General features: G+C 58.1%; 21 protein-coding genes and 2 pseudogenes. 16 read left to right on the forward strand and 7 right to left on the reverse strand.

Annotated features, from left to right (window positions below):
- Positions 1-26: 26 nt before the first annotated feature.
- Positions 27-254 carry a FeoA family protein gene (locus WE862_RS16805; protein ID WP_033113699.1) on the reverse strand — a complete coding sequence of 76 codons (228 nt, stop codon included), beginning with the start codon at positions 252-254 and terminating at the stop codon, positions 27-29.
- A 119-nt stretch (positions 255-373) separates the two neighbouring features.
- On the opposite strand from WE862_RS16805, the gene WE862_RS16810 reads away from it, so the two are divergent.
- From WE862_RS16810 to WE862_RS16840, 7 genes are all read left to right on the forward strand, one after another.
- Positions 374-703: a translation initiation factor gene (locus WE862_RS16810; RefSeq protein WP_041208481.1), complete on the forward strand. Its 330-nt coding sequence runs from the start codon at positions 374-376 to the stop codon at positions 701-703.
- A 246-nt stretch (positions 704-949) separates the two neighbouring features.
- Positions 950-1507, forward strand: a complete 558-nt coding sequence (locus WE862_RS16815) for a TMEM165/GDT1 family protein (protein ID WP_033113701.1) — start codon at positions 950-952, stop codon at positions 1505-1507.
- A 165-nt stretch (positions 1508-1672) separates the two neighbouring features.
- Positions 1673-2611 carry a DUF2157 domain-containing protein gene (locus WE862_RS16820; RefSeq protein WP_042033143.1) on the forward strand — a complete coding sequence of 313 codons (939 nt, stop codon included), beginning with the start codon at positions 1673-1675 and terminating at the stop codon, positions 2609-2611.
- A complete protein-coding gene (locus WE862_RS16825; protein ID WP_042033142.1) occupies positions 2604-3608 on the forward strand; it encodes a DUF4401 domain-containing protein in 1005 nt (334 codons plus the stop codon). Before WE862_RS16820 ends, WE862_RS16825 begins: the two co-directional genes overlap by 8 nt.
- Complete coding sequence (locus WE862_RS16830) at positions 3605-4114, forward strand: GDYXXLXY domain-containing protein (RefSeq protein WP_042033138.1); 510 nt, start codon at positions 3605-3607, stop codon at positions 4112-4114. Before WE862_RS16825 ends, WE862_RS16830 begins: the two co-directional genes overlap by 4 nt.
- 71 nt (positions 4115-4185) lie before the next feature.
- Positions 4186-4932 carry a substrate-binding periplasmic protein gene (locus tag WE862_RS16835; RefSeq protein ID WP_042033136.1) on the forward strand — a complete coding sequence of 249 codons (747 nt, stop codon included), beginning with the start codon at positions 4186-4188 and terminating at the stop codon, positions 4930-4932.
- 142 nt (positions 4933-5074) lie between these two features.
- Positions 5075-5830, forward strand: coding sequence for a substrate-binding periplasmic protein (locus WE862_RS16840; RefSeq protein WP_185226938.1), 756 nt, complete (start codon positions 5075-5077; stop codon positions 5828-5830).
- 71 nt (positions 5831-5901) lie between these two features.
- On the opposite strand, the gene WE862_RS16845 is transcribed toward WE862_RS16840, so the two are convergent.
- Positions 5902-7257 (reverse strand): 8-oxoguanine deaminase, encoded by a 1356-nt coding sequence (locus WE862_RS16845; RefSeq protein WP_042032855.1) that lies wholly within the window; start codon positions 7255-7257, stop codon positions 5902-5904.
- 1363 nt (positions 7258-8620) lie between these two features.
- Here WE862_RS16845 and WE862_RS16850 point away from each other — a divergent pair.
- Both WE862_RS16850 and WE862_RS16855 read left to right on the forward strand, forming a co-directional pair.
- Entirely contained in the window at positions 8621-9469 is an 849-nt protein-coding gene (locus WE862_RS16850) for a hypothetical protein (protein ID WP_042032851.1), read from the forward strand.
- Positions 9469-11766 (forward strand): UvrD-helicase domain-containing protein, encoded by a 2298-nt coding sequence (locus tag WE862_RS16855; RefSeq protein ID WP_082035514.1) that lies wholly within the window; start codon positions 9469-9471, stop codon positions 11764-11766. Before WE862_RS16850 ends, WE862_RS16855 begins: the two co-directional genes overlap by 1 nt.
- Positions 11767-11929: 163 nt before the next feature.
- Here WE862_RS16855 and WE862_RS16860 read toward each other — a convergent pair whose 3' ends face one another.
- Both WE862_RS16860 and cysS read right to left on the reverse strand, forming a co-directional pair.
- The gene (locus WE862_RS16860) at positions 11930-12571 is read right to left on the reverse strand and encodes a hypothetical protein (protein ID WP_198493495.1); all 642 of its coding nucleotides are present in this window, start codon (positions 12569-12571) and stop codon (positions 11930-11932) included.
- 118 nt (positions 12572-12689) lie between these two features.
- Positions 12690-14066 (reverse strand): cysteine--tRNA ligase, encoded by a 1377-nt coding sequence (gene cysS, locus WE862_RS16865; protein ID WP_042031141.1) that lies wholly within the window; start codon positions 14064-14066, stop codon positions 12690-12692.
- A 212-nt stretch (positions 14067-14278) separates the two neighbouring features.
- Here cysS and WE862_RS16870 point away from each other — a divergent pair, with 212 nt between their 5' ends.
- The 4 genes and pseudogenes from WE862_RS16870 (at position 14279) to WE862_RS16885 (ending at position 16684) form a co-directional block, all read left to right on the forward strand.
- Positions 14279-14776, forward strand: a complete 498-nt coding sequence (locus WE862_RS16870; protein WP_033115878.1) for a peptidylprolyl isomerase — start codon at positions 14279-14281, stop codon at positions 14774-14776.
- Positions 14766-15485: pseudogene (locus tag WE862_RS16875) on the forward strand (DUF4269 domain-containing protein); the annotation flags it as partial. The gene WE862_RS16870 and the pseudogene WE862_RS16875, both read left to right, overlap by 11 nt.
- A complete protein-coding gene (lpxH, locus tag WE862_RS16880) occupies positions 15477-16211 on the forward strand; it encodes a UDP-2,3-diacylglucosamine diphosphatase (protein ID WP_042031596.1) in 735 nt (244 codons plus the stop codon). The pseudogene WE862_RS16875 and the gene lpxH, both read left to right, overlap by 9 nt.
- 224 nt (positions 16212-16435) lie before the next feature.
- Positions 16436-16684: a GlsB/YeaQ/YmgE family stress response membrane protein gene (locus WE862_RS16885; RefSeq protein ID WP_042031142.1), complete on the forward strand. Its 249-nt coding sequence runs from the start codon at positions 16436-16438 to the stop codon at positions 16682-16684.
- 68 nt (positions 16685-16752) lie between these two features.
- Here the strand turns inward: WE862_RS16885 and WE862_RS16890 are convergent, their stop codons facing one another.
- Together WE862_RS16890 and tctD are read right to left on the reverse strand one after the other, a co-directional pair.
- Positions 16753-18108: a sensor histidine kinase gene (locus WE862_RS16890; RefSeq protein ID WP_082035456.1), complete on the reverse strand. Its 1356-nt coding sequence runs from the start codon at positions 18106-18108 to the stop codon at positions 16753-16755.
- Positions 18109-18151: 43 nt separating this feature from the next.
- Positions 18152-18826: a transcriptional regulator TctD gene (gene tctD / locus WE862_RS16895; RefSeq protein ID WP_042031144.1), complete on the reverse strand. Its 675-nt coding sequence runs from the start codon at positions 18824-18826 to the stop codon at positions 18152-18154.
- 221 nt (positions 18827-19047) lie between these two features.
- Between tctD and WE862_RS16900 the strand changes: the two genes are divergently transcribed.
- From WE862_RS16900 to WE862_RS16910, 3 genes are read left to right on the forward strand one after another with little or no spacing between them, the layout of a single operon-like run.
- The gene (locus WE862_RS16900; RefSeq protein ID WP_042031145.1) at positions 19048-20034 is read left to right on the forward strand and encodes a Bug family tripartite tricarboxylate transporter substrate binding protein; all 987 of its coding nucleotides are present in this window, start codon (positions 19048-19050) and stop codon (positions 20032-20034) included.
- An 11-nt stretch (positions 20035-20045) separates the two neighbouring features.
- Positions 20046-20477: a tripartite tricarboxylate transporter TctB family protein gene (locus WE862_RS16905; RefSeq protein ID WP_041208499.1), complete on the forward strand. Its 432-nt coding sequence runs from the start codon at positions 20046-20048 to the stop codon at positions 20475-20477.
- Between the two features lie 9 nt (positions 20478-20486).
- The gene (locus WE862_RS16910) at positions 20487-22019 is read left to right on the forward strand and encodes a tripartite tricarboxylate transporter permease (protein ID WP_042031146.1); all 1533 of its coding nucleotides are present in this window, start codon (positions 20487-20489) and stop codon (positions 22017-22019) included.
- A 297-nt stretch (positions 22020-22316) separates the two neighbouring features.
- On the opposite strand, the pseudogene WE862_RS16915 reads toward WE862_RS16910, so the two are convergent.
- Positions 22317-23018: pseudogene (locus WE862_RS16915) on the reverse strand (DUF2931 family protein).

A 23018-nucleotide genomic window follows, 5' to 3' on the forward strand; every position in this document is an offset into this window, starting at 1 on the left:
CGGGCTCTTGCGGGTGGACAAGCAACTCATACCGGTTCGACCTCAATTTGCTGGGCCAGACTCTTTTGCATGGAGAGACAGATCCCCTGACACTGGATCTGGAGCGGATCCCCCAGCGGGGCGGACCGCAGATAGATGACTTCAGTCTGTGGCAACAAGCCCATCACCATCAGCTTGCGACGCAACGGCCGGGACAGCTGATTCATATTCTTGATGCGAGCACTCTGTCCAGGTGACAACTGCGTGAGTACCATGACTGACTCCTGAAGTTAAACAATAATAATTCGCTTTTACTTGGGGCATTATAATCTGTGTCTTCAACTTTTATTTGAGTAAAATCAAACTCCGCTTAGCTAACCCGTAAAGTAACCTCATGAGTCACGACAGCAACAGCCGCCTTGTTTACAGCACAGATGGCGGTCAAATCAAGGAGCAGAACGCTCCGCAATCCTCCTCTCCCTTCCCCACCGACGGCGTGGTGCGCATGCGCCGCGAGACCAAGGGGCGCAAGGGCGCCGGGGTCATCACCATCCACGGCGTACCCGCCGAACAGCAAAAGGCAATCGCCACCTTGCTCAAGAAAAAGTGCGGCACCGGTGGCGGGCTCAAGGAGGGTGTTATCGAGATCCAGGGGGACAAACGGGAGCTGATCAAGGCCGAGCTGGAGAAGGCCGGCTTCAGCGTCAAGCTGGTGGGTGGCTGATCCCCTTGTCACCCATGCGGTTTTTCCCTAGAATGCCCGCTCCCATCGAGGGGGAGTAGTCTCGCATACCGGATCCGCACCGGCCTGCGACCCTGATCAACATACTTGGTGCCAACTCACCATGGTCAGGGTGATCCAGTTTATCCGTGGATTTGACAAGACCTTTGACGGGCCAGCGCCAATACCGGGGACGGATGGCGTCGGCTTGTCTTTGGTTTATAACAATTCCGTCCCCCGGTCATATCTATGGAAGCCTTGTTAACTTCAACCCTCAGCGTTGCGATTGCCGAGATCGGCGATAAAACCCAGCTGCTGGCATTGTTGCTCATCTGTCGTTTTCGCAAACCCTGGCCCATCATCGCCGGCATGCTGGCCGCGACCCTGCTCAACCATGCGGGCGCCGCCTGGATTGGCGAGTTTATCAGTCGCTGGCTCGACCCCAAGGTGATGACCTATCTGGTCGCTGCCGCCTTTATCGCCATGGCGATCTGGATCCTGGTGCCGGACAAGATGGATGATGAGGAGAGCTCCCTCGACAAGTACGGCCCCTTCATGGCCACCTTCGTGCTCTTCTTTATTGCCGAGATTGGCGACAAGACCCAGATTGCCACCGTGCTGCTGGCCGCCAAATATGACTCCCTCATTCAGGTGGTGACCGGTACCACCCTCGGCATGATGCTGGCCAACGTCCCTGTGGTGCTGATCGGCAAGCTGGGGGCGGACAAGCTGCCACTCAAGGCGATCCGCATCGCCTGTGCCCTGCTCTTTGTCGGGCTCGGGGTCAGCACCCTTATCTTCGTCTAGCGGCACTCTGGCCACCGGTTCTACACAAGCCCTCTTCGGAGGGCTTTTTGCATTCTGGCGCCCGCCTCCATCACTCCGGCAACCGCCGTTGTCGCAGCCGCAAGCTGCCACTGCACGGGAGTGGGGCTGCCATGTCATAATGGGGCAAACCTCGTGGAGCACCCCATGCACAACGTATCAAGAGAGACGCTACTCGAATGGGTGAAACAGGGACGACTGGCGCCAGAGAAGCTGGCCGCCGCCCTCACCCTCGCCGACCTGCCCCCTGCCCACGCCCGCTGGCAGTGGCTGTTCGATCGCCTGCTGCTCTGGCTCGGTGCCCTCTGCATCGGGGCCGGCCTTATCTTCTTCGTCGCCTTCAACTGGCAGGCGCTGGGACGACTGCCCCGCCTCGCCCTGCTGGAGGCGCCGCTGCTCGCCATGCTGCTTCTGCTGTGGCGCAAGCCCCTTGGCGATACGCCGCGTCAGGCGCTGCTCTTTGCTGTGGCTCTCAATATCGGCGCCCTGCTGGCGCTGGTCGGCCAGACCTACCAGACCGGCGCCGATCCCTGGCAGCTGTTCGCCACCTGGGCGCTGATGCTGGTACCGCTGGCCGCCCTTGGCCAGAGCCCTCTGCTCTGGACTCTGGGCTGGCTGCTAGGTCAGCTGGCGCTGGTGCTCTACTGGCGGCTCGGTCTCTTCAGCTTCTTCTTCGCCTTTGATGAGGAGGGGCTCGGCTGGTGCCTCACCCTGCTCAACGCCGCCCTTTGGGGCTTGCTGCTGCTCGCCCCTGCCCGCTGGCGCCTGATGCCGGGCTGGCTGGCGGGTCTTGCCGCCGGGCTTGGCGCCACCCTGCTCGCCCTGCTGGCGCTCTTCGATGCCGCCTCCCCGCTGGTGTGGCCGCTCTGGCTGGGCTGGCTCGCTGCCGCCTACCTGCTCTGGCATCACAGATTTATCGCCGGACTCGCCATGGGGTGCCTCAGCCTGATTGCCGTTATCCTCGCCGCCCTTGGCAAGTGGATGAAGCCGGATGTGGACGGTTTCCTGCTGCTCAGCCTCATCGCCATCGGCCTCTCGGTCGCCGCCAGCCGCTGGCTGCATCAACAACGGAGGTCCCATGAGTGATCTGACGCTCTGGCAAACCCTGCAACAGGCCAATCTGGTGGAAGGGGAGATGCCCCGCAACAACCAGCCGCACTGGTCGAGCCGTTTTCTGCTCGGGCTGGTGGGATGGATCGCCGCCCTGTTCCTGCTCTTCTTTCTCTTTATGACCTTCGAGCAGCTGACCCGCGAGGCCAACAGCGCCCTGCTGCTGGGCGCCGTGCTGCTGGGGGTGGCTTACGCCATCAACCGCAGCCAGAGCGGCGATCTCTGGGATCAGTTCGTGCTGGCGCTCGCGCTGGCGGCCGATGCCTGGCTGCTCTACGGCCTGCTGGATCAGGCCGACAGCCACCAGAGCCTGGTCTGGTTCGGCCTCTGCCTGCTGTCGCTCGCCATCGCGGTGCTGTTCGATCACTGGCTGGTGCGGCTGTTTCACAGCGTGGCTGCGGCCCTGCTGCTGACCCTCGCCCTTGCCTGCCTCGGGTTGCAACTGCTGGCCCTGCCGCTGGTGATGGCAGCCATCACCTTCTGCTGGTTGCGTGCCGATCACGACCCCGCCCGCCACCAGCTCTACCACGCCATCACTCTGGGGCTCGCCCTCTCCCTGCTGGTGCTGGGTCGCCTGCACCAACCGCTGTGGGAAGGTGGCAGCAGTGTGCTCGATGAACTGGGGCTGTCACGCCTGCCACTCTGGCTCAATCCGCTGCTCTGCGCCGCCCTGCTGCTGGCGGTGATGGTGAAACTGAAGCTGCCACTCTGGTACGGTCTGCCGCTGGTGCTGCTCAGCGCCGTCATTCCGGGGATGGGGGCAGGTGCGCTGGTGCTGATCCTCGGCTTCTATGCCGGCAGCCTTGGCCTGATAACCCTCGCCGCCCTGCTGCTGGTGGGGTATGGCGCTCTCTACTACTACGATCTCGGGCTCACCCTGATGACCAAATCCTGGCTGCTGCTGGGCTCGGGGGCCCTGTTGCTGGCCGCCCGTCAGCTGCTCAAGACCCTCTCGGCAAGGAGCGACTCATGAGACCCGCGACCCGACAACTCGGCCTGTTGCTGACTGGCCTTGCCATTCTGGCGGGCATCAACCTCACCGTCTGGCGTTTTGAACGCGCCATGAGCAGTGGCGAAGTGGTGCTGCTGCGGCTCGCCCCGGTCGATCCCCGCTCCCTGATGCAGGGGGATTACATGCGCCTCAACTACGAGATCGCCCGCGAGCTGGCCAGCAGCGATGGCCGCGACAAGCAGAGCGACACCCTGGTGATCCGCCTCGATGCCCATCAGGTAGCGAGCCGGGTTGCCGATGGCAAGCCGGATCAGCTCGCCAGCGACGAGCGGCTATTGCAGGTACACCGCAGCGATCGCCAGTGGCTGATCGGCCCCGATGCCTTCTTCTTCGAAGAGGGGGATGGCGAGGCCTTGAGCCGTGCCCGTTACGGCGAGTTTCGCCTGCAGCCTGATGGCAAGACGTTGCTGGTGGGGCTACGCGATGAGGCTTATCAGCCGATTGGGAGAAGCCGGTCACGTTGGTAACGGGGCAAAGTGGCTATTTGAGCGGTTCATGGTCACACTCAAAGCACGGTTGACCGCTGAGGATGTTCCCCATGAGGATTTGGCTCACCTGCTTGCTGCTATTGCTCCCCTGGGCCTCGATGGCCCGGGCCGATCTGGGCAAACTCGAATACTTCACCGAAGAGTACCCCCCCTACAACTTCAGCGATGAGCAGGGCCAGCCCACCGGCCTTGCGGTTGAACTGCTGCAGATGGTGTGGAAAAACAGCGGGGTGGCCCCCCAGCCAATTCGCATCCTGCCGTGGGCGCGCGGCTACTACCTGCTGACCCAGAAACCCAACGTGGTGCTCTTCTCCACTGCCCGCACCCAGGCGCGGGAAGATCTCTTCAAGTGGGTCTGCCCCATCGGCTATTCGGAGTACATCCTGCTCGGGCGCAAGGCGCAAAACATCACCCTCACCTCCGTCGATGAGATGAGCAAATACCGGATAAGCGCGGTGCGCTCCGATGCCGCCGAACAGCTGCTGCTCAACAACGGCATGGATGACAACAACATCATCCCCGCCAACCGCCTCAATCAGGCGGTCAAGATGCTCACTTCCGGCCGCGCCGACCTGCTAGCCACCAGCAAGCTGGCCGGTTATGACGCTCTGCGCGAGATGAAGCTCAACAACGACGACTTCAACGTCGCCATGGTGCTGAGCGCCGAGCAGCTCTGCTACGCCTTCAGCCGTCAGGTGGATGACAAGGAGATCAAGCTGTTCCAGAGCGGCCTGACCCGCGCCCTCGCCTCGCAGGAGTTTTTGAAGCTGCAGGCCAAATACCTGCCCATTCGCTGACGAGCAGCGAAGACCAGAAACAGACGAGGGATGCCAACGGCATCCCTCGCTATTATTGAAGAACCTGACCGCTCAACCTTGGCGAAACCGGTCGGCTTGGTCACAATTGAGCATATATATTCCCTTGAGCAGGATGGAAAAAATGAAACCATGGATTGGATTGGCCGCACTGCTTGTGAGTTCCTTCGCCCACGCCAGCCCCGAGCTGGCCAAGCTTCACTACCTGACCGAAGATTACAAACCCTATAACTACGCCGACGAAGCGGGCAATCCGACCGGCTTTGCGGTCGAGCTGCTCAAGCTGGTATGGCAGAAGACCAACACCCCGGAGCAGCCCGTCACCATCATGCCCTGGGCCCGTGGCTACTACCTGCTGACCCAAAAACCCAATGCGGTGCTCTTCTCCACCGCCCGCACCCAGGCGCGCGATCCTCTGTTCAAGTGGGCCTGCCCCATCGGTTACGCCGAAATCGTGCTGGTCGGATTGGCCGAGCACAAGATCAACATCACCAAGCTCGATGATGCCAAGGCGTTCAATATCGGGGCGGTGCGAGCCGATGTGGGCGAGCAGCTGCTGCTCAACAACGGCTTTGACGAGACCAAAATCATCGCCGCCAACCGCCTCTCCCAGGCGCTCAAGATGCTCACCTCCGGCCGGGTAGACATGGTCTCCACCAACAAGACCACCATGGAGCAGCAAATTCAGGAACAAAAACTCGACCCCGCCAAGTTCAAGGAGCAGTGGCAGTTGAGCTCGGAGCAGTTCTGCTACGCCTTCAGCCATCCGGTGAGCGACGATCTGGTCAAGGAGTTCCAGAACGGCTTGACCCAGGTGCTGGCGGGCAGCGAATACCCGCTGCTGCACAACAAATACTTTCCGGCGCCCGCCGCCAAATAGCGCCGCCGCGCCAAACAGCAACAACAAGGGGCCCACTGCGGGCCCCTTCTCTTTTTGCCGTTTGCGCTTCCCTAGCCGCGCACCAGCGCCGCGGCGGCCACCTTGTGACGGGCGATAAGCCCCTCGATATCCAGCCCCTCGATGGCGCCATCCACCACCCGCCACTTGCCGCCCACCATCACCCGATCGGCCCGCTCGGCGCCGCACAAGATCAGGGCCGCGATGGGGTCGTGACTGCCGCTAAAGCGCAGATCGTCGAGCTTGAACAGCGCCAGATCCGCCTGCTTGCCGGGCAGCAGCTCACCGAGATCGCCGCGCCCGAGCAGCCGGGCCGAGCCAACGGTCGCCCACTCCAGCACCTTGCGCGGAGTAATGCGCTCGGCGCCATAGCGCAGCCGCTGCAGATAGAGGGCCTGACGGGCCTCCTGGATCAGGTTCGAGGCATCGTTGGAGGCCGAGCCATCAACCCCGAGCCCCACCGGCGCACCGGCCGCCTCCAGATCCAGGGTCGGGCAGATGCCGGAGGCGAGCCGCATATTGGAGACCGGACAGTGGCACACCCCGGTGCCCGCCGCCCCCAGCCGCGCAATCTCGTCCGGATTGAAGTGAATGCCGTGGGCCAGCCAAGTGCGATCGCCCAGCCAACCCACCTTCTCCAGATAATCGACGGTGCGCAGGCCAAAGCGCGCAAGACAGAACGCCTCCTCATCCAGCGTCTCCGCCAGATGGGTGTGCAGCCGCACATCGAGCTCGGCCGCGAGTCTGGCGCTCTCCACCATGATCTCCTCGGTCACCGAAAAGGGGGAACAAGGAGCCAGCGCAATCTGGATCTGCGCCCCGGCGCCGCGCTCGTGATACTGGCGCACCAGCCGCAAGCTGTCATCGAGGATCTGCTGCTGCCCCTGCACCGTGTGGCGCGGCGGCAAGCCCCCCTCATCTTCGCCAAGACTCATGGAGCCGCGGGTCAGCATGGCGCGCATCCCCAGCTCACGCACCGTCGCCACCTGAATATCGATGGACTCCTCCATCCCGCGCGGGAAGAGGTAGTGGTGATCCGCCGCCGTGGTGCAGCCCGAGAGCAGCAGCTCCGCCATCGCCACCTTGCTCGCCAGCGCCAGCGCATCCGGCGTCAATCTGGCCCACACCGGATAGAGGGTCTTGAGCCAGGGGAAGAGCGGCTGATTGAGCACCGGCCCCCAGGCGCGGGTCAGGGTCTGGTAGAAGTGGTGATGGGTATTGATAAGGCCCGGCAGCACCACATGGTCGCGGGCATCAAACAGCTGATCACACGGTCGGGCAGGCTGCTGGCCTGCCGCCAGCACCTCGCTTATCAGGCCGTTTTCAATCACCAGCCCGCCGCGGCCATCGACCGTTTCGGGGGTAAAGGTGGCAAGGGGGTTTTTAATCCAGATACGGGTAGCGGACATGGCCGACTCCTCCATCAGTGACACATAGGGGTGAGCCAGCTCAGTTATACCCTGTCTGCTGATCCAGAGGCGGCGGTCTGCGACCGCGGCCAACCCAGTCTAGGCATACGGCGCAAAAAGTCTGTGATCGCCGTTTTGAATCAAGGTGATAGCAATGGATTGCCCAAGGCGACCAGCCGCACAAGGTTTACCCCGTAATTAATCAATCAGTAATTAACAAAAGCTTGTGCCAGCGCAAAAAAACCTCTGGTTTCTGATAGTTGCGTGATGGCCGCCATAGTTAAGCGCTCAATGAATCCGTAAGATATTTGGCGGCGCCTGTTGGCCCCTTTTCCCAAACCAAGGTCTACGGCGCAATGTGGCAGCGACAGTCAGGGGCGGTAGCGTCTTTAACGGAGACCAGCCGGTCTCCCGCCCCTGCGCCAGGGTGCGAGGGTTGCACCCTCGACGGGCGTTCCCGTCAGCCCCCGAGGCTGTGCCCATGCCACCATACGGATGCGACGCTTGGGGCAATTTGTAAGGTCGAATCGGGTCGAACGGGGTCGAGTAGGGTCGATTAGCGAAGCGTAATCGTCCGCGGTAACTCTCTCCTTGCGGGAGAAGCGTAGGGTGCAATAAGCGCAGCGAATTGCACCAAGGTAACCGTCCCCTCTCCCCTTGCGGGAGAGGGCCAGGGTGAGGGGTCACTAGCCTGATAGGCACGGCTTCGCCATGCAGGACACGAGGACTCCGTCCTCGACGGGGTTTCGCCGCCGCTGCGCGGCTTGGCGAGTGACTTTTCTTTGCGTGGCCAAAGAAAAGTCACCAAAAGAAAGGCCACCCCCACTTGTTCGCCCTCCTGCGTAGGGTTCCCTCGGTTCACCCGTTTGTCCCACGGCACGCGCCGATGGGCCATCCATGGCCCAGCGGCGCTCGCTCGGCGTCCTGCCTCGCGGCCTGGGCAAACGGGATCACCCCGGCGAACAACAGGGGGCAACAGCCAACCCGCAGCCCCGAGGCCGGTTAACAGGCGTAGGGTGCAACAAGCGCAGCGCATTGCACCGCGCTAACAGCCCCCAGCCTATTCGGGGCAAAGATCGGGCGAGTTGTTATCTCACAGCCACTCCCTCGCCCACCCCATGGCGAGATCAGATTGTCGCACCTATGCAACAAGCACCATCGACATGGTTGCATAGGTGAAAAAATCATGGCGAATGCAACAGCAGGCTGCACCCATCCCTATCGGGAAAAGGTTTTATATTGAAGGCCCGATAGTGAGTATTTCACCGTAATAACACCTTATTTCTCGAACGTCCGATTACGCTTTGCTAATTGAACCTACAGGTATATTGATGTCTTATCAACCTTTGCCAAGGATATAACAATGGTAAAAAAATTAAAAATCACACAATCAGATTATTATCTTACCTTACCATCATTCAGTATAGAAACAGGTGATATTTGGACCAACATTCCAACACTTGGCCTTCTTGACATAGAGATTTCTAACGCAATAATAATTAATCCATCTTGTGATTTAGCACAAGAGAAAACTAGGATAATCACACTTCTTCCAATAATAAAAATAAAGGACTACATTTATTCACCTGAATTTTATCATGAGATGCAAAAAGATTTTTCAAAACTTTTCTCAGAATACAATTTAAAATATGATCGATATAACCTACCACAATATACCGACATACTTAAAATTATAGAGGATCTCAGTGCAGATAAGGCAAACAAAAAGATTAACAATAAGCTCAAAGAGTTCGCCAAATATATTACATATCAAAGAACGCCACAAAAAAACAATAAACCTGACGTTTCAAAAATAATAAACATCAAAGCTGTAATCGAAAAAATTATAAAAAACTCTTATTCATCAGACATTCACTACCTTCCTCCAGATAACGAGCACCCCGCTCACTCAACGATTGAAGAGCACTCTGTCGCACTATTTAAATACTCAGTTTCATATCCATATGAAATTTTCTACACAGCTATGAGTAGCCTTGAAGAACTTTGGGATGATGATATAAAAAGATTAAGTGCAACTAATAAGACGGCTCAATTTTTTAAGAAATACCCTGTAAATACCTTAACATTAAAAGACGATTTTTTATCAGATTTCATGTCTCGCTATCTGAATATGCATCTTAGATTTGGCTCACGAGACTTTAGCAGTGATGATATCAACTCTTACACACAAGAAATTATTAAGGACTTATAATGTACTTAGCTATTACTCAAGGAATGGCAGAATGGCTTCTGCCGAAAACAAGCTTAATAAATAGCATCTGCGAATCATTCGTAAAGACTGATACGCAACACCAAAAAAGCTTTACTATATCAGAGGGCCCAATAAGGATTTCATTCTCGAGCAAAGATGACATGATCTCTATGTGGCATGAAGATTATCTCATAGGAAATGGTGATGAATCTGTAGGCCTAATAAAAATACATGGTGATATGTCACTACAAAATTACCAATCATTCTCAAGAGAGTCATTGGAACGCGCTATATACATAATAAACCAGAGACTCCAAGGATTATTGATTGACGGTGCATTCTATCACAGGAAGCATGCTGAAAATATACATACTCTTATTGCCGGAAGAGGTAGCGAAGCAAGACAATACAGTCTAAGTTATTATGACTCCATAGATGATGGCGAATATGACATAAAAAGAAATATATTAATAATAGGCCCGAGTGATAGTTTTAAAAGCTTAGTTACCAGCACTGAAAAACATAAAGGAATAATAGCTTCGCTTACAAATAAAGCAAACCAATTGATCTCATCTCCGTTTCAAGAAACACCAAAACTAGATGATTTAATCGCACTGAAAGATAAAATAAAACTATTCTTCACCGAACCACGCAAGCACGACTTCTCTGATATAGAAGTAAAAACCTCTTCTCATGTTATAAATGATGAAGCTATCTATAAAACATTAAATAACTCATATGAATCATGGATGGATGAATCGAGCCAACTAACTGATACTCAAAGGCGAATATTGAATTCAGAAGCATTAGACTGCTATCCGATCAGGATTATTGGTCCTGGCGGTTCTGGGAAAACATTATTAATGCAGCTTCTCGCCGTACATAAGCTCTACACTAAACATAAAGCAGGTCACACCCCAAATATATTATACGTAGTTCATAGTGATAAAATGAGGTCAAAGGTAATTAATCGTTTCGAAACATTGCTAGTTGACAATCAAGAACTTATGGCAAACATCGTTGTTACAACACTATCTGAATATTCCAGAAAGAAACTTGATTTAGATATACAGTCAATCCTTGATCCCGATGCCACAGATGCAAAAAAATTCCAATTAGAGCAAGTGGAAGCTGCATTGAAAGATGTAAGTAATGCGCAGAATACAGTTGTTGAAAACAGTCCTTTTTTATCATCAATATTTAATAACTCTAATCTGGTAAAAGTTTTCTCAGTTATGGTTTTAGCTGAGATATCTATAGCAATTAAAGGCCATGGACTGGAAGATAGCAAAAGAAGATATGTTGAATCAGACCGTTCCTTTAGTCGTTTACATGGTGTATTAAATGCGTCTGAAAGGGACTTTATATTCAGTGTCTTTGAAAACTATCACAATAACGTTTTCGAAACATATAATGTGTTGGATCCTGATGATTTAGCAATTTCGCTTTATGGAAGTTTAAAAACTCCCATATGGAGAATGAAAAGAAAGAACGAAGGTTTTGATTATGTCTTTGTTGATGAAGCACAACTATTCAATGAAAATGAACGGCGTCTTTTTTCACTACTATCTAAACAAACAAATTCTCACATCCCCATAGCATTAGCACTTGATGAAGCTCAAAGCTTTTATGGACAGAATAGTTCTGGCTTTGCGACTCTTGGTATATTAGACATAAGTAATGAGCGACTAGAGTCTATTCATCGCTCATCAAAAGATATTGCAAAACTTGCTTTTTTCATTATTCAAAGAAGTACAAATTTGTTTAGCTCTGACTTTCCTGACTTCACTCAGATAAACGAGTTTAGAGAAAACAATCGATGTCATAAACCAAAAATAGAAAAAGAAGGAAATGAATCCCCTTCATTTGAACGTTTCTTAGTCAGAAAAATAAGAGAGCTAAGACGGGAAAACATTCGTCAGATAGCCGTCATCTGTCATCTTGAGTCTTATTGGGACGATATAGAGAAGGCATTATCAAATACCGATCTACCATTGCAAATTTTAAGAGAAAGGGGAGAAAAAATAAGATCTGAACAACCAACGGTTGTATTGTGCAGACCCGCACAAGTGGGAGGCCAAGAGTTTGATGCTGTTATCATCATTGGGTTAGAAAAAGGAGCCTTATCTTTAAGTGACAACCCCGCCCTAAGCTCAGCCATTGAACAACAGATGATTAGAGAAGCTTATTTGTCTGTTACGAGAGCCAAACAAAACGTCATATTTGCAATACCTAAGCTAGCAACTGAAAATGATATATTATCGGATGCGGTAAGTGCTGGATTACTGGATAAATAAATTCATTGCAACATGTATTTATTATTACAATGGGAGTTTATCCCCCTCAGACAGAAGGGGATTTTAAATCATCAAAAACCTCCATTATAGTTATTAACTATATATTTAAAGAGTTATCAAATAAAAACCGCAGCCTTGGCTGCGGTTTTTTTATTCCTGACTTCTATTTCCCCAACCCCTTGCACTGCTCTCCCCCTGCGGCGGGATAGGCGGTGAGCGTCTCATAGAGGGCGGCGCGCAGGCTGCCGGATTGGCAGAAATCACAGCTGCCGCCGGCGTCAATATCGGTGATGCGGGCGCCCTGCGGCCCGTCCAGTACCAGATAGGTACTGACAAAACGGTAGGTGCCGCTGGGGGCGTCAAGCGGGGTGCCCGACTCGCCAAAGGTGAAGCGCACCTTGACCTCGCTGCGATCCCGGCTGCCGGCGATGGCGCGCGACGAGAGGATCTCCGAGCCCAGCAGGTTATCCCAGGCGTTGGGCAGGAAGGGGTTGCCCTCGACAAAGGGGGGCTTCTCGTCGGGGGCCTGGCGGGTGGCTATTTCGCGCGCCCTGGAGGCGGCATTGAGCAGGCAGAGCAGCTCGGGGGAGACGATAGTGGGCAGCGCGCCGCCAAGATCGCTCTGATAGAGGCCGCTCGGTTTGACTGCGCGCTCCCAGTCAAGAAACTGGGCCACCTTGGCCCTGGCGCGGGCACTGGCGGCCGGATCGAGTTTGCCGCTGGTGGTGGTGCCCGCATGGGCCGGGGCGATCAGGGCCGCCGCAGAGAGGGCCAGTGCCAGCACGGGCCAGCGATGTATCTTCATGGTGCCATCTTCCTTATGTTCGCTTGCATGGGCCGCGCCTTGAACCAAGCGCCGGGCCCTGAAAAAAAGAGCGCAGCCCAAGGGCTGCGCTCTGCGTCAGGTCGTCAACCGGCGGGCCTTAGGCACGGCGCCAGCTGGTCTTGCCGGCGCTGTCTTCTAGCACGATACCCATCTCGGTGAGACGGTTGCGGGCGGCATCAGCGGCGGCCCAGTTCTTGTCGGCACGGGCCTGATTGCGCTCGGCGATCAGGCGCTCGATTTCGGCAACCTCTTCGTCCGCTTCGTCACCCTTCAAGAAGGCATCCGGATCCTGTTGCAGGATGCCGAGCACGGCGCCCAGCTCGCGCAGACGGGCGCCCAGCGCGGCGGCAACGGCCATATCTTCACCCTTCTGGCGGTTGATCTCGCGCACCAGATCGAACAGGGCGGAGTAGGCTTCCGGGGTGTTGAAGTCGTCATCCATCGCCTCTTTGAAGCGCGCCACCTGCTCGTCGCCACCGGCAGCAGCGGCCAGCGGCAGATCGCGCAGGGCGGTGTACATGCGCTCCAGCGCGGCGCGGGCTTGCTTCAAGTTATCTTCCGAGTAGTTGAGCTGGCTGCGGTAGTGGCCAGACATCAGGAAGTAACGGACGGTTTCGGCGTCGTAGTGAGCCAAAACGTCGCGGATGGTGAAGAAGTTGCCAAGGGATTTGGACATCTTCTCTTTATCCACCATCACCATGCCGCTGTGCATCCAGGTGTTGACGTAGTCGCCACCGTGAGCGCAGCAGGACTGGGCGATCTCGTTCTCGTGGTGCGGGAACTGCAGATCGGAGCCGCCGCCGTGGATGTCGAAGTGGTTGCCAAGGTGCTTGGAGTTCATGGCGGAGCACTCGATGTGCCAGCCAGGACGGCCCGGGCCCCAGGGGCTTTCCCAGGTCGGCTCGCCCGGCTTGGACATCTTCCACAGCACGAAGTCCAGGGGGTTGCGCTTGGCATCCACCACGTCAACGCGGGCACCGGCTTGCAGCTGCTCCAGATCCTGACCGGAGAGCTTGCCGTAGTCGGCGTAGGATTCGACGATAAACATCACGTCGCCGTTGTCCGCCACGTAGGCGTGCTCTTTTTCCAGCAGGGATTGCACCAGCTCGATGATCTCTTCGATGTGCTGGGTGGCGCGCGGTTCGATATCCGGGCGCACCATGCCGAGGGCGTCGAAGTCGGCGTGCATGTCGCCGATCAGACGCTCGGTCAGCTCGTCGCAGGTCACTTGGGTCTCGGCGGCACGCTTGATGATCTTGTCATCCACGTCGGTGATGTTGCGCACATAGGTGAGGTCATAACCGGCGTAACGCAGGTAGCGAGCTACCACATCAAAGGCGACGAAGGTGCGGCCGTGGCCGATATGACAGTGATCGTAGATGGTGACACCACACACATACATGCCCACCTTGCCCGGGTGGATAGGTTTGAATTCTTCTTTTTGACGAGTGAGTGTGTTGTATATCTTCAGCATCTTCTAACCACTGCCTGTGAGTAAAATGGTTGGTCATGATACCCCGTTCAGGGGCAGAAAACGAGGCAGAAAACGTGGCCAATCCCGCCTGCCAGCACGGTTACGGCGCCTGAGAGACTATGCCGCCAGCCCCTGATGGGCTAGAATTGCCACCACTTTATGCCATACACCTGCGGGCACTTCGTCGTCCGCATCAAATGAAAGGACATATCATGGTCACTCTGCACACCAATCACGGCGACATCACCCTCACCCTGAATGCTGAAAAAGCCCCGGAAACCGTGGCCAACTTCCTGCAATACTGCCGTGACGGTCACTACGACAACACCATTTTCCACCGCGTTATCGACGGCTTCATGATCCAGGGCGGCGGCTATGCTCCGGGCTTTGAAGAGAAAGACACCCGCGCCCCCATCAAGAACGAAGCGGCCAATGGCCTCTCCAACAAGATCGGCACCATCGCCATGGCCCGCACCATGGAGCCGCACTCTGCCAGCGCCCAGTTCTTCATCAACGTGAACAACAACGACTTCCTCGACTTCAAATCCGCTACCACTCAGGGCTTCGGCTACTGCGTATTCGGTGAAGTGACCGCCGGCATGGACGTGGTCAACAAGATCAAGGGCGTCAAGACCGGCAACTACGGCCGTATCCACCAGGACGTTCCGACCGAAGACGTGGTGATCACCAAGGTGACCCTTGCTGACTGATCTCTGCCGACTCGGCACTGACAAAACTGCGGCCCCGGCCGCAGTTTTTCCATCTGCCTCCCCCACTGCCAGCCCAAACTGGCGCCGCCTCGACTATCTGGCCCACGGCAACCCGCGCCAGCGCTCGGCCCATGCCCTGCTCACCGCCGGTGTGTGGGATGAGCTGGCCGCGCAGTGCGCCGATATGGCGCTGGTGAGCACGCTCGCCATCGGCCTCGATCGGCCGGGCAGCGATCTCGATATCCTCTGCCAGCATCCCAATCCGGCGGCGTTTGCCGCTACGCTTGCAGCCCAAGGTTGGCTGGCAAGCGCCAAAGGCGACAATATCTGGCTGCTTGAGCGCACCTTTTCCCGCCTCGAGCAGCACAGTGCCGATAGCGATTGCGACAAGAGCGAGGCCTGCTGGCCAGTGGAGCTGTATGTCACCCCTGCCCCCATCGAGACGCAGAATGGCTGGCGCCACCTCACTCTGATGGCGGCCCTGCTCGAGCGCTTTGGCGATGCTTTCTACCGCGAAGTGCTGCGCCTGCGTCTTGAAGAGGGACTGAAAGGGGAAGCGGCCATGTGCCGGTTGCTGGGGCTGACGGGCGATCCTTATGCAGCGCTGCTGACGCTGGAGGGGCAGGATCTGGCCCATCTGGTGTGGCCCGCCGCTATCGCGACTCCCGAAGCGGATGCGACCAGCAGCAACGGCTCGGCCATGCGTACCCTCTTTATCAGCGATATTCACCTGTGCAGCGATCGGCCCGACATGACCGCCGCACTGGTGCACTTTCTGACCAAGGAGGCGGTGGGCGCCGATGCCCTCTATGTGCTCGGCGATCTCTTCGAATTCTGGATTGGCGATGATGATCCCAATCCGCTCCACCAGGAGATGGCTGACGCTTTTCTGGCCCTGAGCCAGCAGAATGTGCCCATCTACTTTATCCACGGCAACCGCGACTTTCTGCTGGGCCAAGAGTTTGCCAAGCGCGCGGGGATGACCCTGCTGGGGGATCCGTGCGTTATCGAACTCTATGGCGAGCGGGTGGTGCTGAGCCACGGCGATCTGCTCTGCACCCTGGATGAGGGATATCAGAAGTTTCGTCGCATCACCCAGCTCAAGTGGCTGCGCTGGCTGTTCCTGCGCCTGCCGCTCGCCCGCCGTCAGGCCATCGCCCGCAAGATGCGCGGCCAAAGCCAGATGGAGAACGCCCACAAGAGCCAGCGCATCATGGATGTGACGCCAGCTGCCGTTGACGAGATTCTGCGCCAGCACGGCTGCAAGGTGATGATCCACGGCCACACCCACAGACCCGCCATCCACCACTTCCAGCTCGATGGCGCGCCTGCCCGGCGCATCGTGCTGGGTGACTGGTTCGAGCAGGGCTCGGTGCTGGTCTGGCGCCCCGGCGAGCAACTGCTGGAGACAAGGCCACTGGCAGCCGCGAGCTGACAGCAGGTTCACAAGGCATCCATAAAGAGAGGGGCGCGTCAGCAGTGACGCGCCCCTTGTTCATGGGCAAAACAGGCGCTTGGCTCAAAGAGGCGCGGCCGTCGCCGCATCTCCTGCGTCATAACAAGTCCGACAGCTTGTGACCAGCCAAGGGGTTGGAGCCCTTCGCATCGCCAGCCGCATCCCTATAATGTGCCCCTCACATAAACAGAGAGGAGTGACTCATGGGTTTCATCACCTGGATTATTTTGGGATTGCTGGTTGGCATGCTGGCCAAGTGGATCATGCCGGGCCGCGACGGTGGTGGCTTCTTCATGACCGCCCTGCTGGGGATTGTCGGCGCCATGGTCGGCGGCTATGTGGGCACCTTGCTGGGTCTGGGCTCGGTGACCGGCTTCAATATTTCGAGCATTGCCATCGCCACCGTGGGTGCCCTTATCGTCCTGTTTGTCTTCAACAAGATCCGCAGCTGACAACCCAACGCCATCTTATGTGTAGATAAACAGGGCACCGCGAGGTGCCCTCTCTTTTTTTATCCTCCTCACGATTTTGCCAGCGGCAAGATCAGCCTGACCAACAAGCCCCCCAGCTGGGTGGCAGGCAGCAGCAGCACCTCGCCGTGATGGTAGTGGGCGATGTCGCGCACCAGCGCCAGACCAAGCCCCGCCCCCGGCTGTTCGCTGCCCTGCTCGAGGCGCTGAAACGGCTGCCAGACCCGCTCTGCCAGCTCGGGGGCGATGCCGGGGCCACTATCCTCTACCTCCAGCCAGATCTGCCCGTTGCCGTGCACCACCCGCGCCGTCACCGTGCCGTGGGGCGGGGTGTATTTGATGGCGTTGTCGAGCAGGTTGGCACACAGCTCCCCGAGCAGCAGCGGCTCCCCCGCCACCATGATGGCGGACTCCTCCCCCTCGTAACCGAGATCGATCCCCTTGCTGCGCGCCTGCGCCAACCGTGACAGACAGGCCTGCTGCACCAGCGTCGTCAACTCGATGGGCTCACGCTGGCGCAGCCCGGAGCACTCGTCCGATTTGAGTCGGGCCAGCAGCAGGAGCCGCTCGGTCAGGGCGATGGTGTGATCGAGCCGCACGGCCATGGCATCGAGGCTCTCGCTCATCAGGGCGGGATCGCCGCTGCCGCGCGCTACCTCAACCTGGGTTTTCAGGATGGTAAGCGGCGTGCGCAGCTGATGGGCGGCATCGGCACTGAAGCGCTCCTGCCGGGCCACCAGCTGACGCAAGCGGGCCAGCTGGCGGTTGAACGCCTGCACCAGCGGCCGGGTCTCCTGCCAGGGGAGCAGATCCGGCAAGGGAGCGAGCGTGGCGGCATCGCGGCGCAGGATCTCCCGCGACAAACGGCGCATCGGGGTGAGCAGCCGCTTGAGCAACAGATAAGCGAGCAGCAGGGTGAGCACCACCAGCGCCCCCTGGGTCAGCAGGGCCGACCAGAGCAGCTGCTGTGCCAGTTGCTGGCGGCCGAGCAGGGTTTCCGCCACCGTGATGCGGGCCATGCCGGTGACTCCCCCCTCGCCTACCGGTTGCAGCAGCATCACGGCGCGAATTGGCGCCTCCTGATAGAGCCCGTCGTAGAAGTAGGCGAGCGCCGGATAGCGGTCGGTCAGCGGCGTGCCAACCGGCATGGGGGGCAAATCGTCAAAGCCGGAGATGACCCCATCGTCGATGCCGCGCACCTGATAGAAGAGGCGATCGCGCATGTTGCGCTCGAAGCTGTCGAGCACCACGTAGGGCACATCCACCTTGAGAACCCCATCGCTTGCCGTCAGCCGCTCGGCGACGGTGCGGGCCGAGGCGAGCAGGGTGCGATCATAGGCCGAGGTGGCCGCCGCCAGCGCGCCGTAGTAGCTGTACCAGGCCGAGGCGGCCCAGAGGATCAGCAAGGGGCCGCCCAGAAACAGCAGCAGTTGATGGAGCAGGGAGCGACTAATGGGAAGCCTCCGGCGCCGCTTCCAGCAGATAGCCCAGCCCGCGCAAAGTGGTGATCACCACCCCGCTGCCTACCAGCTTTTTGCGCAATCGGTGGATATAGAGATCGATGCTGTCGAGCCCCGCCTCGTCATCGAGATTGAACACCTGCTCGAACAGCTGCCCTTTGGCGACGGGGCGCCCGTGGCGGTACATCAGCGCGGTCAGCAGCGCCTGCTCGCGCGGAGTCAGGGCCAGCCGGGCATCCGCCAGCAGAAAATAGCCGTCGGGATGCAGGGTCAGGCGTCCCAGCCGCAGCTCGGCGCCACCGCTTTCGCTGCGCCGCAGCAGGGCCCGCAACCGGGCATCCAGCTCCCCCAGATCGAACGGCTTGGCCAGATAGTCATCGGCACCGGCATTGAGGCCGCAGATGCGCTCCTCCACGGCGCCGCGAGCGGTGAGCAGCAGCACCGGCAACCCCTGCCCCCGGCTGCGCAATCGGCCGAGTACCGCCAGCCCGTCAAGCTTGGGCATCTCGATATCGAGCACCGCCAGCGCGTATTTTTCGTGGCGCAACAGGTGATCGGCCCGGGCGCCGTCAGCCACCCAATCCACTGCGAAACCGGCGCTGGTGAGCGCCCGCGACAGCCAGTGGGCCAGTTCGTGATTGTCTTCTGCCAACAGCAAGCGCATCCCTATCCCCTTGTTCTTAACGACGGCGTGCAACCACAGTGCAGCAACTGCATCCATTCACTCTGCCTGAGCGGAACAAGGTGCGATCACGGTCACACTCCCGCCAATTGGTCAGTGATTGAAAGGTGAATGAAAGGTTGTTGTTTTAACAATTTCGCATCACTTCGTCCATCGACGGAGTCACACCGAGAAAAAACAACGACAAGATGGAGCACACAACCATGAAGCAACGCACACGTCATGCCCTCGCCCTGCTGACCCTGCTCGGCGCCCTGCCGCTGCAGGCGGCCGAGAGTGTCACCGCCCCGAGCCGTACCGAATGTATCGCACCGGCCAAACCGGGCGGTGGTTTCGATCTCACCTGCAAGCTGTTGCAGGTGAGCCTGCAGGAGACCGGCACCATCGACAAACCGATGCGGGTCACCTATATGCCGGGCGGGGTCGGTGCCGTTGCCTACAACGCCATCGTGGCGCAGCGCCCTGCCGAGGCGGGGACTGTGGTCGCCTTCTCCGGCGGCTCCCTGCTCAACCTCTCACAGGGGAAATTTGGCCGTTACGGGGTGGATGATGTGCGCTGGCTGGCGGCGGTGGGGACCGACTACGGCATGATCGCGGTGCGCCATGATGCCCCCTATCAGAACCTCAAGGATCTGGTGAATGCCATGGCAAACGACCCCAACAGCGTGGTCATCGGGGCGGGGGCCTCCATCGGCAGTCAGGACTGGATGAAGACGGCGCTGCTGGCCAAGCAGGCGGGCGTTGATCCGCACAAGATGCGCTACGTCGCCTTTGAAGGGGGCGGCGAGCCGGTCACCGCGCTGCTGGGCAACCATGTGCAGGCGGTCTCCGGCGATCTGAGCGAGATGGTGCCCTATATCGGTGGCGACAAGCTGCGGGTGCTGGCGGTGTTCGCCAAAGAGCGGCTGCCCGGCAAGCTGGCCACCATTCCTACCGCCAAAGAGCAGGGTTATGACCTGGAGTGGCCGGTGATCCGCGGCTTCTATGTCGGCCCCAAGGTGAGCGACAGCGAATACCAGTGGTGGAAGCAAACCTTCGATCAGCTGGTGAAGACCGATACCTTCAAGGCGCAGCGGGATCTGCGCGGCCTGTTCGAGTTTGACCTGACAGGGGATGCGCTCGACAGCTACGTCAAGACCCAGGTGGCGCAATATCGCGAGCAGGCCAGGGCCTTCGGTCTGGCCAAATAGGAGCCGCAGCCATGAGCGATCGCATCTTCGCCGCCATCTGGCTGCTGCTCTGTCTGGCGGGGGCCTCCCTCGCCTGGCAGTACCAGAGCGAATACAGCTATGAGCCGCTGGGGCCACGTCCCTTTCCGCTCGGGATCCTCGGTCTGATGGCACTCTGTGCCCTGCTCCTGCTGCGCCGCCAGCCGGACACCGTCAGCTGGCCACCGCTGCGTACCCTGCGCCACCTTGCCATCATGGTGGCAGCGCTGGCCGGTTACGGCGCCAGCTTCGAGTGGCTGGGCTTTCCGCTGGCTACCGCCCTGCTCACCTTTGTGCTGGGGCGCCTGTTTGGCGCCTCGGCCAAAGCCGCCCTGCTCTCCGGCATCGTCGGCGGGCTGGTGCTCTATTTCGCCTTTGACAGGCTGCTGGATGTCACCCTGCCCCTCGGCGTCTGGTTCTCTTAAGGAGTCAATATGGATACCTGGATGTACCTCTCCCAGGGCTTTGCGGTGGCGCTCACCCCGGAGAATCTGGTGATTGCCCTCATCGGCTGCTTTGTCGGCACCGTGGTCGGCCTGCTGCCGGGCCTTGGCCCCATCAACGGCGTCGCCATCCTGTTGCCGCTGGCCTTTGCCCTGAAACTGCCCCCCGAATCGGCGTTGATCCTGCTCGCCACCGTCTATATCGGTTGCGAATATGGCGGGCGGATCTCCTCGATCCTGCTCAACGTACCGGGGGATGCCGCCGCCATCATGACCGCGCTGGATGGCTACCCCATGGCCCAGCAGGGCAAGGCGGGAGTGGCCCTCTCCATCTCGGCTGTCAGCTCCTTTGTCGGCTCCATGCTCGCCATCGGCGGGATCATTCTATTCGCTCCGGCGCTGGCGCGCTGGTCGCTCGCCTTCGGCCCGGCGGAGTATTTCGCCCTGATGGTGTTCGCCATCGCCTGCCTTGGCAGCATGATGAGCCAGAATCCGCTCAAATCCTTTATGGCGGCACTGATTGGGCTGGGGCTCGCCACCGTCGGGGTGGATGCCAACACCGGCATCTATCGCTTCACCTTCGACAGCGTGCACCTCTCGGACGGGGTGCAGTTTATCGTGGTGGTGATCGGTCTCTTCTCGGTGAGCGAGATCCTGCTGATGCTGGAGCACACCAGCGGCGGCGGCAAGCTGGTGCGTACCACCGGGCGGATGCTGTTCAACTTCAAGGAGCTGGTCTACTGCACCGGCACCATGCTGCGCTCCTCTACCATCGGCTTTTTCGTCGGCATTCTGCCGGGCGCCGGCGCCACCATTGCGAGCGCCATCACCTACATGAGCGAGAAGCGGCTGGCCGGCCCGAATGCCAAATTCGGCGAAGGGGATATTCGCGGCGTGGCCGCGCCAGAGGCGGCCAACAATGCCTCCGCCTGTGGCTCCTTTATCCCCATGCTCACCCTGGGGGTGCCGGGGTCGGGCACCACGGCGGTGATGATGGGGGCGCTGACCCTCTACAACATCACCCCGGGCCCCACCATGTTCACCGAACAACCCGATGTGGTGTGGGGACTGATCGCCGCCCTCTTGCTGGCCAACGTCATGCTGCTGGTGATGAACATCCCCATGGTGGGCATTTTCACCCGCATGCTCTCCATCCCGCTCTGGTTTCTGGTGCCCGCCATCGCCAGCGTCTCGGCGGTGGGGGTCTATGCGGTGCACAGCACCACCTTCGATCTGCTGCTGATGGTGGGCCTCGGGGTCTTTGGCTACCTGCTGCGCAAAATGCACTTCCCCATGTCACCGCTCATTCTGGGCTTCGTGCTGGGTGAAATGCTGGAGCAGAACCTGCGCCGCGCCCTTTCCATCAGCAATGGCGACACTGCCATCCTGTGGAGCAGCAGCATCAGCCAAACCCTGCTGGTGCTGGCGATCGTGGTGATCGCCCTACCCCCGCTGGTACGCCTGCTGCGACGCCGCAACACAGTCGTGGCCGCCACGGATGCCAGCGCAGAACAAAGCTCCTGATAACCGGGGTGTTCTGTACACACAAGCAAAAAGGGCCCCACCATGTGAGGCCCTTCTTATTTCATCTAACAGCACGCACTTCGAGCCATAAACCATGGCCAAAGGAGGCCGCCAGATAAAGTCCATCAACAGGCTGGACGATGCCACGCAAAAGGATGCGCAGATTGCTGTTCGCAAAAATAGAGCAGCCGAACCGAAAAGCGCAGTGGACACATTGGCGACATTCGGACAAAACAAAAAGGCCGCTATTGCTAGCGGCCTTCTGTAATTTTACCGACATTTTAAGCTCCGTAGGTATTACCTTACTGGGTCAGTATCTGTCTTGGGTTGGGTGGCGCGGTAACCGTCCATGATCGGGGCCCAGTCCATGCCCATGGGAACGGGGTACTGTTGATAGACTTTGCTGTACTTCGCATCAAAGTCTGCCCAAGCATTTTTATACTGACTGGAGAGCGGGAAGCGCTTGTCAAAGGGATCATCCGTTACTTCTTTAGCTATTCCCCTAGCCAACAGGATATCGGGCGTGGCTCTGACACTGGTTAAAAAGGCCTCAACATAACCACCTGTCGCCATGCCTAAGCCAATATTATCCCGCCTCTCTTCTCGCAACTCCTTGCCCACTTTTACCCGGTAACGCTGTGCGATCATGCTTTCCAGTTCTGCTGGCAATGTAAGGCTGATGCGATAGCGTTTCTTGTCATGAAATGAAACCCACTCAATGTCCACCTGATCAGGTATTGGGCGGGTTGTGTGGCTTCCTTTTGAGATACGCCAACGATAGTCTTTTTCTTTGAGCGCTTCCGCGCCAAAAAATCCGGCAGAACCATTGGTCGAGGCATCGACCAACTTACCTTGGCGATAAAAGAGAACTTTAGTCACCCAGAGCTAATCAGCGTTCGAACCCACCATATGGCGCCAGTCCAGTTGTTTGGGGCCAGAGGGGGCTGCTTGGCAGGCTGCAACTAATGGCAACAGCAGCAGTAGGAGTATCCAGCGCAT

This window comes from Aeromonas jandaei, assembly GCF_037890695.1.
In the GTDB taxonomy this organism is placed as follows: domain Bacteria; phylum Pseudomonadota; class Gammaproteobacteria; order Enterobacterales; family Aeromonadaceae; genus Aeromonas; species Aeromonas jandaei.

Coding starts and splice junctions, on each gene's coding strand:
- WE862_RS16805 (WP_033113699.1), bottom strand. CDS start 254: ATGGTACTCACGCAGTTGTCACCTGGACAGAGTGCTCGCATCAAGAAT.
- WE862_RS16810 (WP_041208481.1), top strand. CDS start 374: ATGAGTCACGACAGCAACAGCCGCCTTGTTTACAGCACAGATGGCGGT.
- WE862_RS16815 (WP_033113701.1), top strand. CDS start 950: ATGGAAGCCTTGTTAACTTCAACCCTCAGCGTTGCGATTGCCGAGATC.
- WE862_RS16820 (WP_042033143.1), top strand. CDS start 1,673: ATGCACAACGTATCAAGAGAGACGCTACTCGAATGGGTGAAACAGGGA.
- WE862_RS16825 (WP_042033142.1), top strand. CDS start 2,604: ATGAGTGATCTGACGCTCTGGCAAACCCTGCAACAGGCCAATCTGGTG.
- WE862_RS16830 (WP_042033138.1), top strand. CDS start 3,605: ATGAGACCCGCGACCCGACAACTCGGCCTGTTGCTGACTGGCCTTGCC.
- WE862_RS16835 (WP_042033136.1), top strand. CDS start 4,186: ATGAGGATTTGGCTCACCTGCTTGCTGCTATTGCTCCCCTGGGCCTCG.
- WE862_RS16840 (WP_185226938.1), top strand. CDS start 5,075: ATGAAACCATGGATTGGATTGGCCGCACTGCTTGTGAGTTCCTTCGCC.
- WE862_RS16845 (WP_042032855.1), bottom strand. CDS start 7,257: ATGTCCGCTACCCGTATCTGGATTAAAAACCCCCTTGCCACCTTTACC.
- WE862_RS16850 (WP_042032851.1), top strand. CDS start 8,621: ATGGTAAAAAAATTAAAAATCACACAATCAGATTATTATCTTACCTTA.
- WE862_RS16855 (WP_082035514.1), top strand. CDS start 9,469: ATGTACTTAGCTATTACTCAAGGAATGGCAGAATGGCTTCTGCCGAAA.
- WE862_RS16860 (WP_198493495.1), bottom strand. CDS start 12,571: ATGAAGATACATCGCTGGCCCGTGCTGGCACTGGCCCTCTCTGCGGCG.
- cysS (WP_042031141.1), bottom strand. CDS start 14,066: ATGCTGAAGATATACAACACACTCACTCGTCAAAAAGAAGAATTCAAA.
- WE862_RS16870 (WP_033115878.1), top strand. CDS start 14,279: ATGGTCACTCTGCACACCAATCACGGCGACATCACCCTCACCCTGAAT.
- lpxH (WP_042031596.1), top strand. CDS start 15,477: ATGCGTACCCTCTTTATCAGCGATATTCACCTGTGCAGCGATCGGCCC.
- WE862_RS16885 (WP_042031142.1), top strand. CDS start 16,436: ATGGGTTTCATCACCTGGATTATTTTGGGATTGCTGGTTGGCATGCTG.
- tctD (WP_042031144.1), bottom strand. CDS start 18,826: ATGCGCTTGCTGTTGGCAGAAGACAATCACGAACTGGCCCACTGGCTG.
- WE862_RS16900 (WP_042031145.1), top strand. CDS start 19,048: ATGAAGCAACGCACACGTCATGCCCTCGCCCTGCTGACCCTGCTCGGC.
- WE862_RS16905 (WP_041208499.1), top strand. CDS start 20,046: ATGAGCGATCGCATCTTCGCCGCCATCTGGCTGCTGCTCTGTCTGGCG.
- WE862_RS16910 (WP_042031146.1), top strand. CDS start 20,487: ATGGATACCTGGATGTACCTCTCCCAGGGCTTTGCGGTGGCGCTCACC.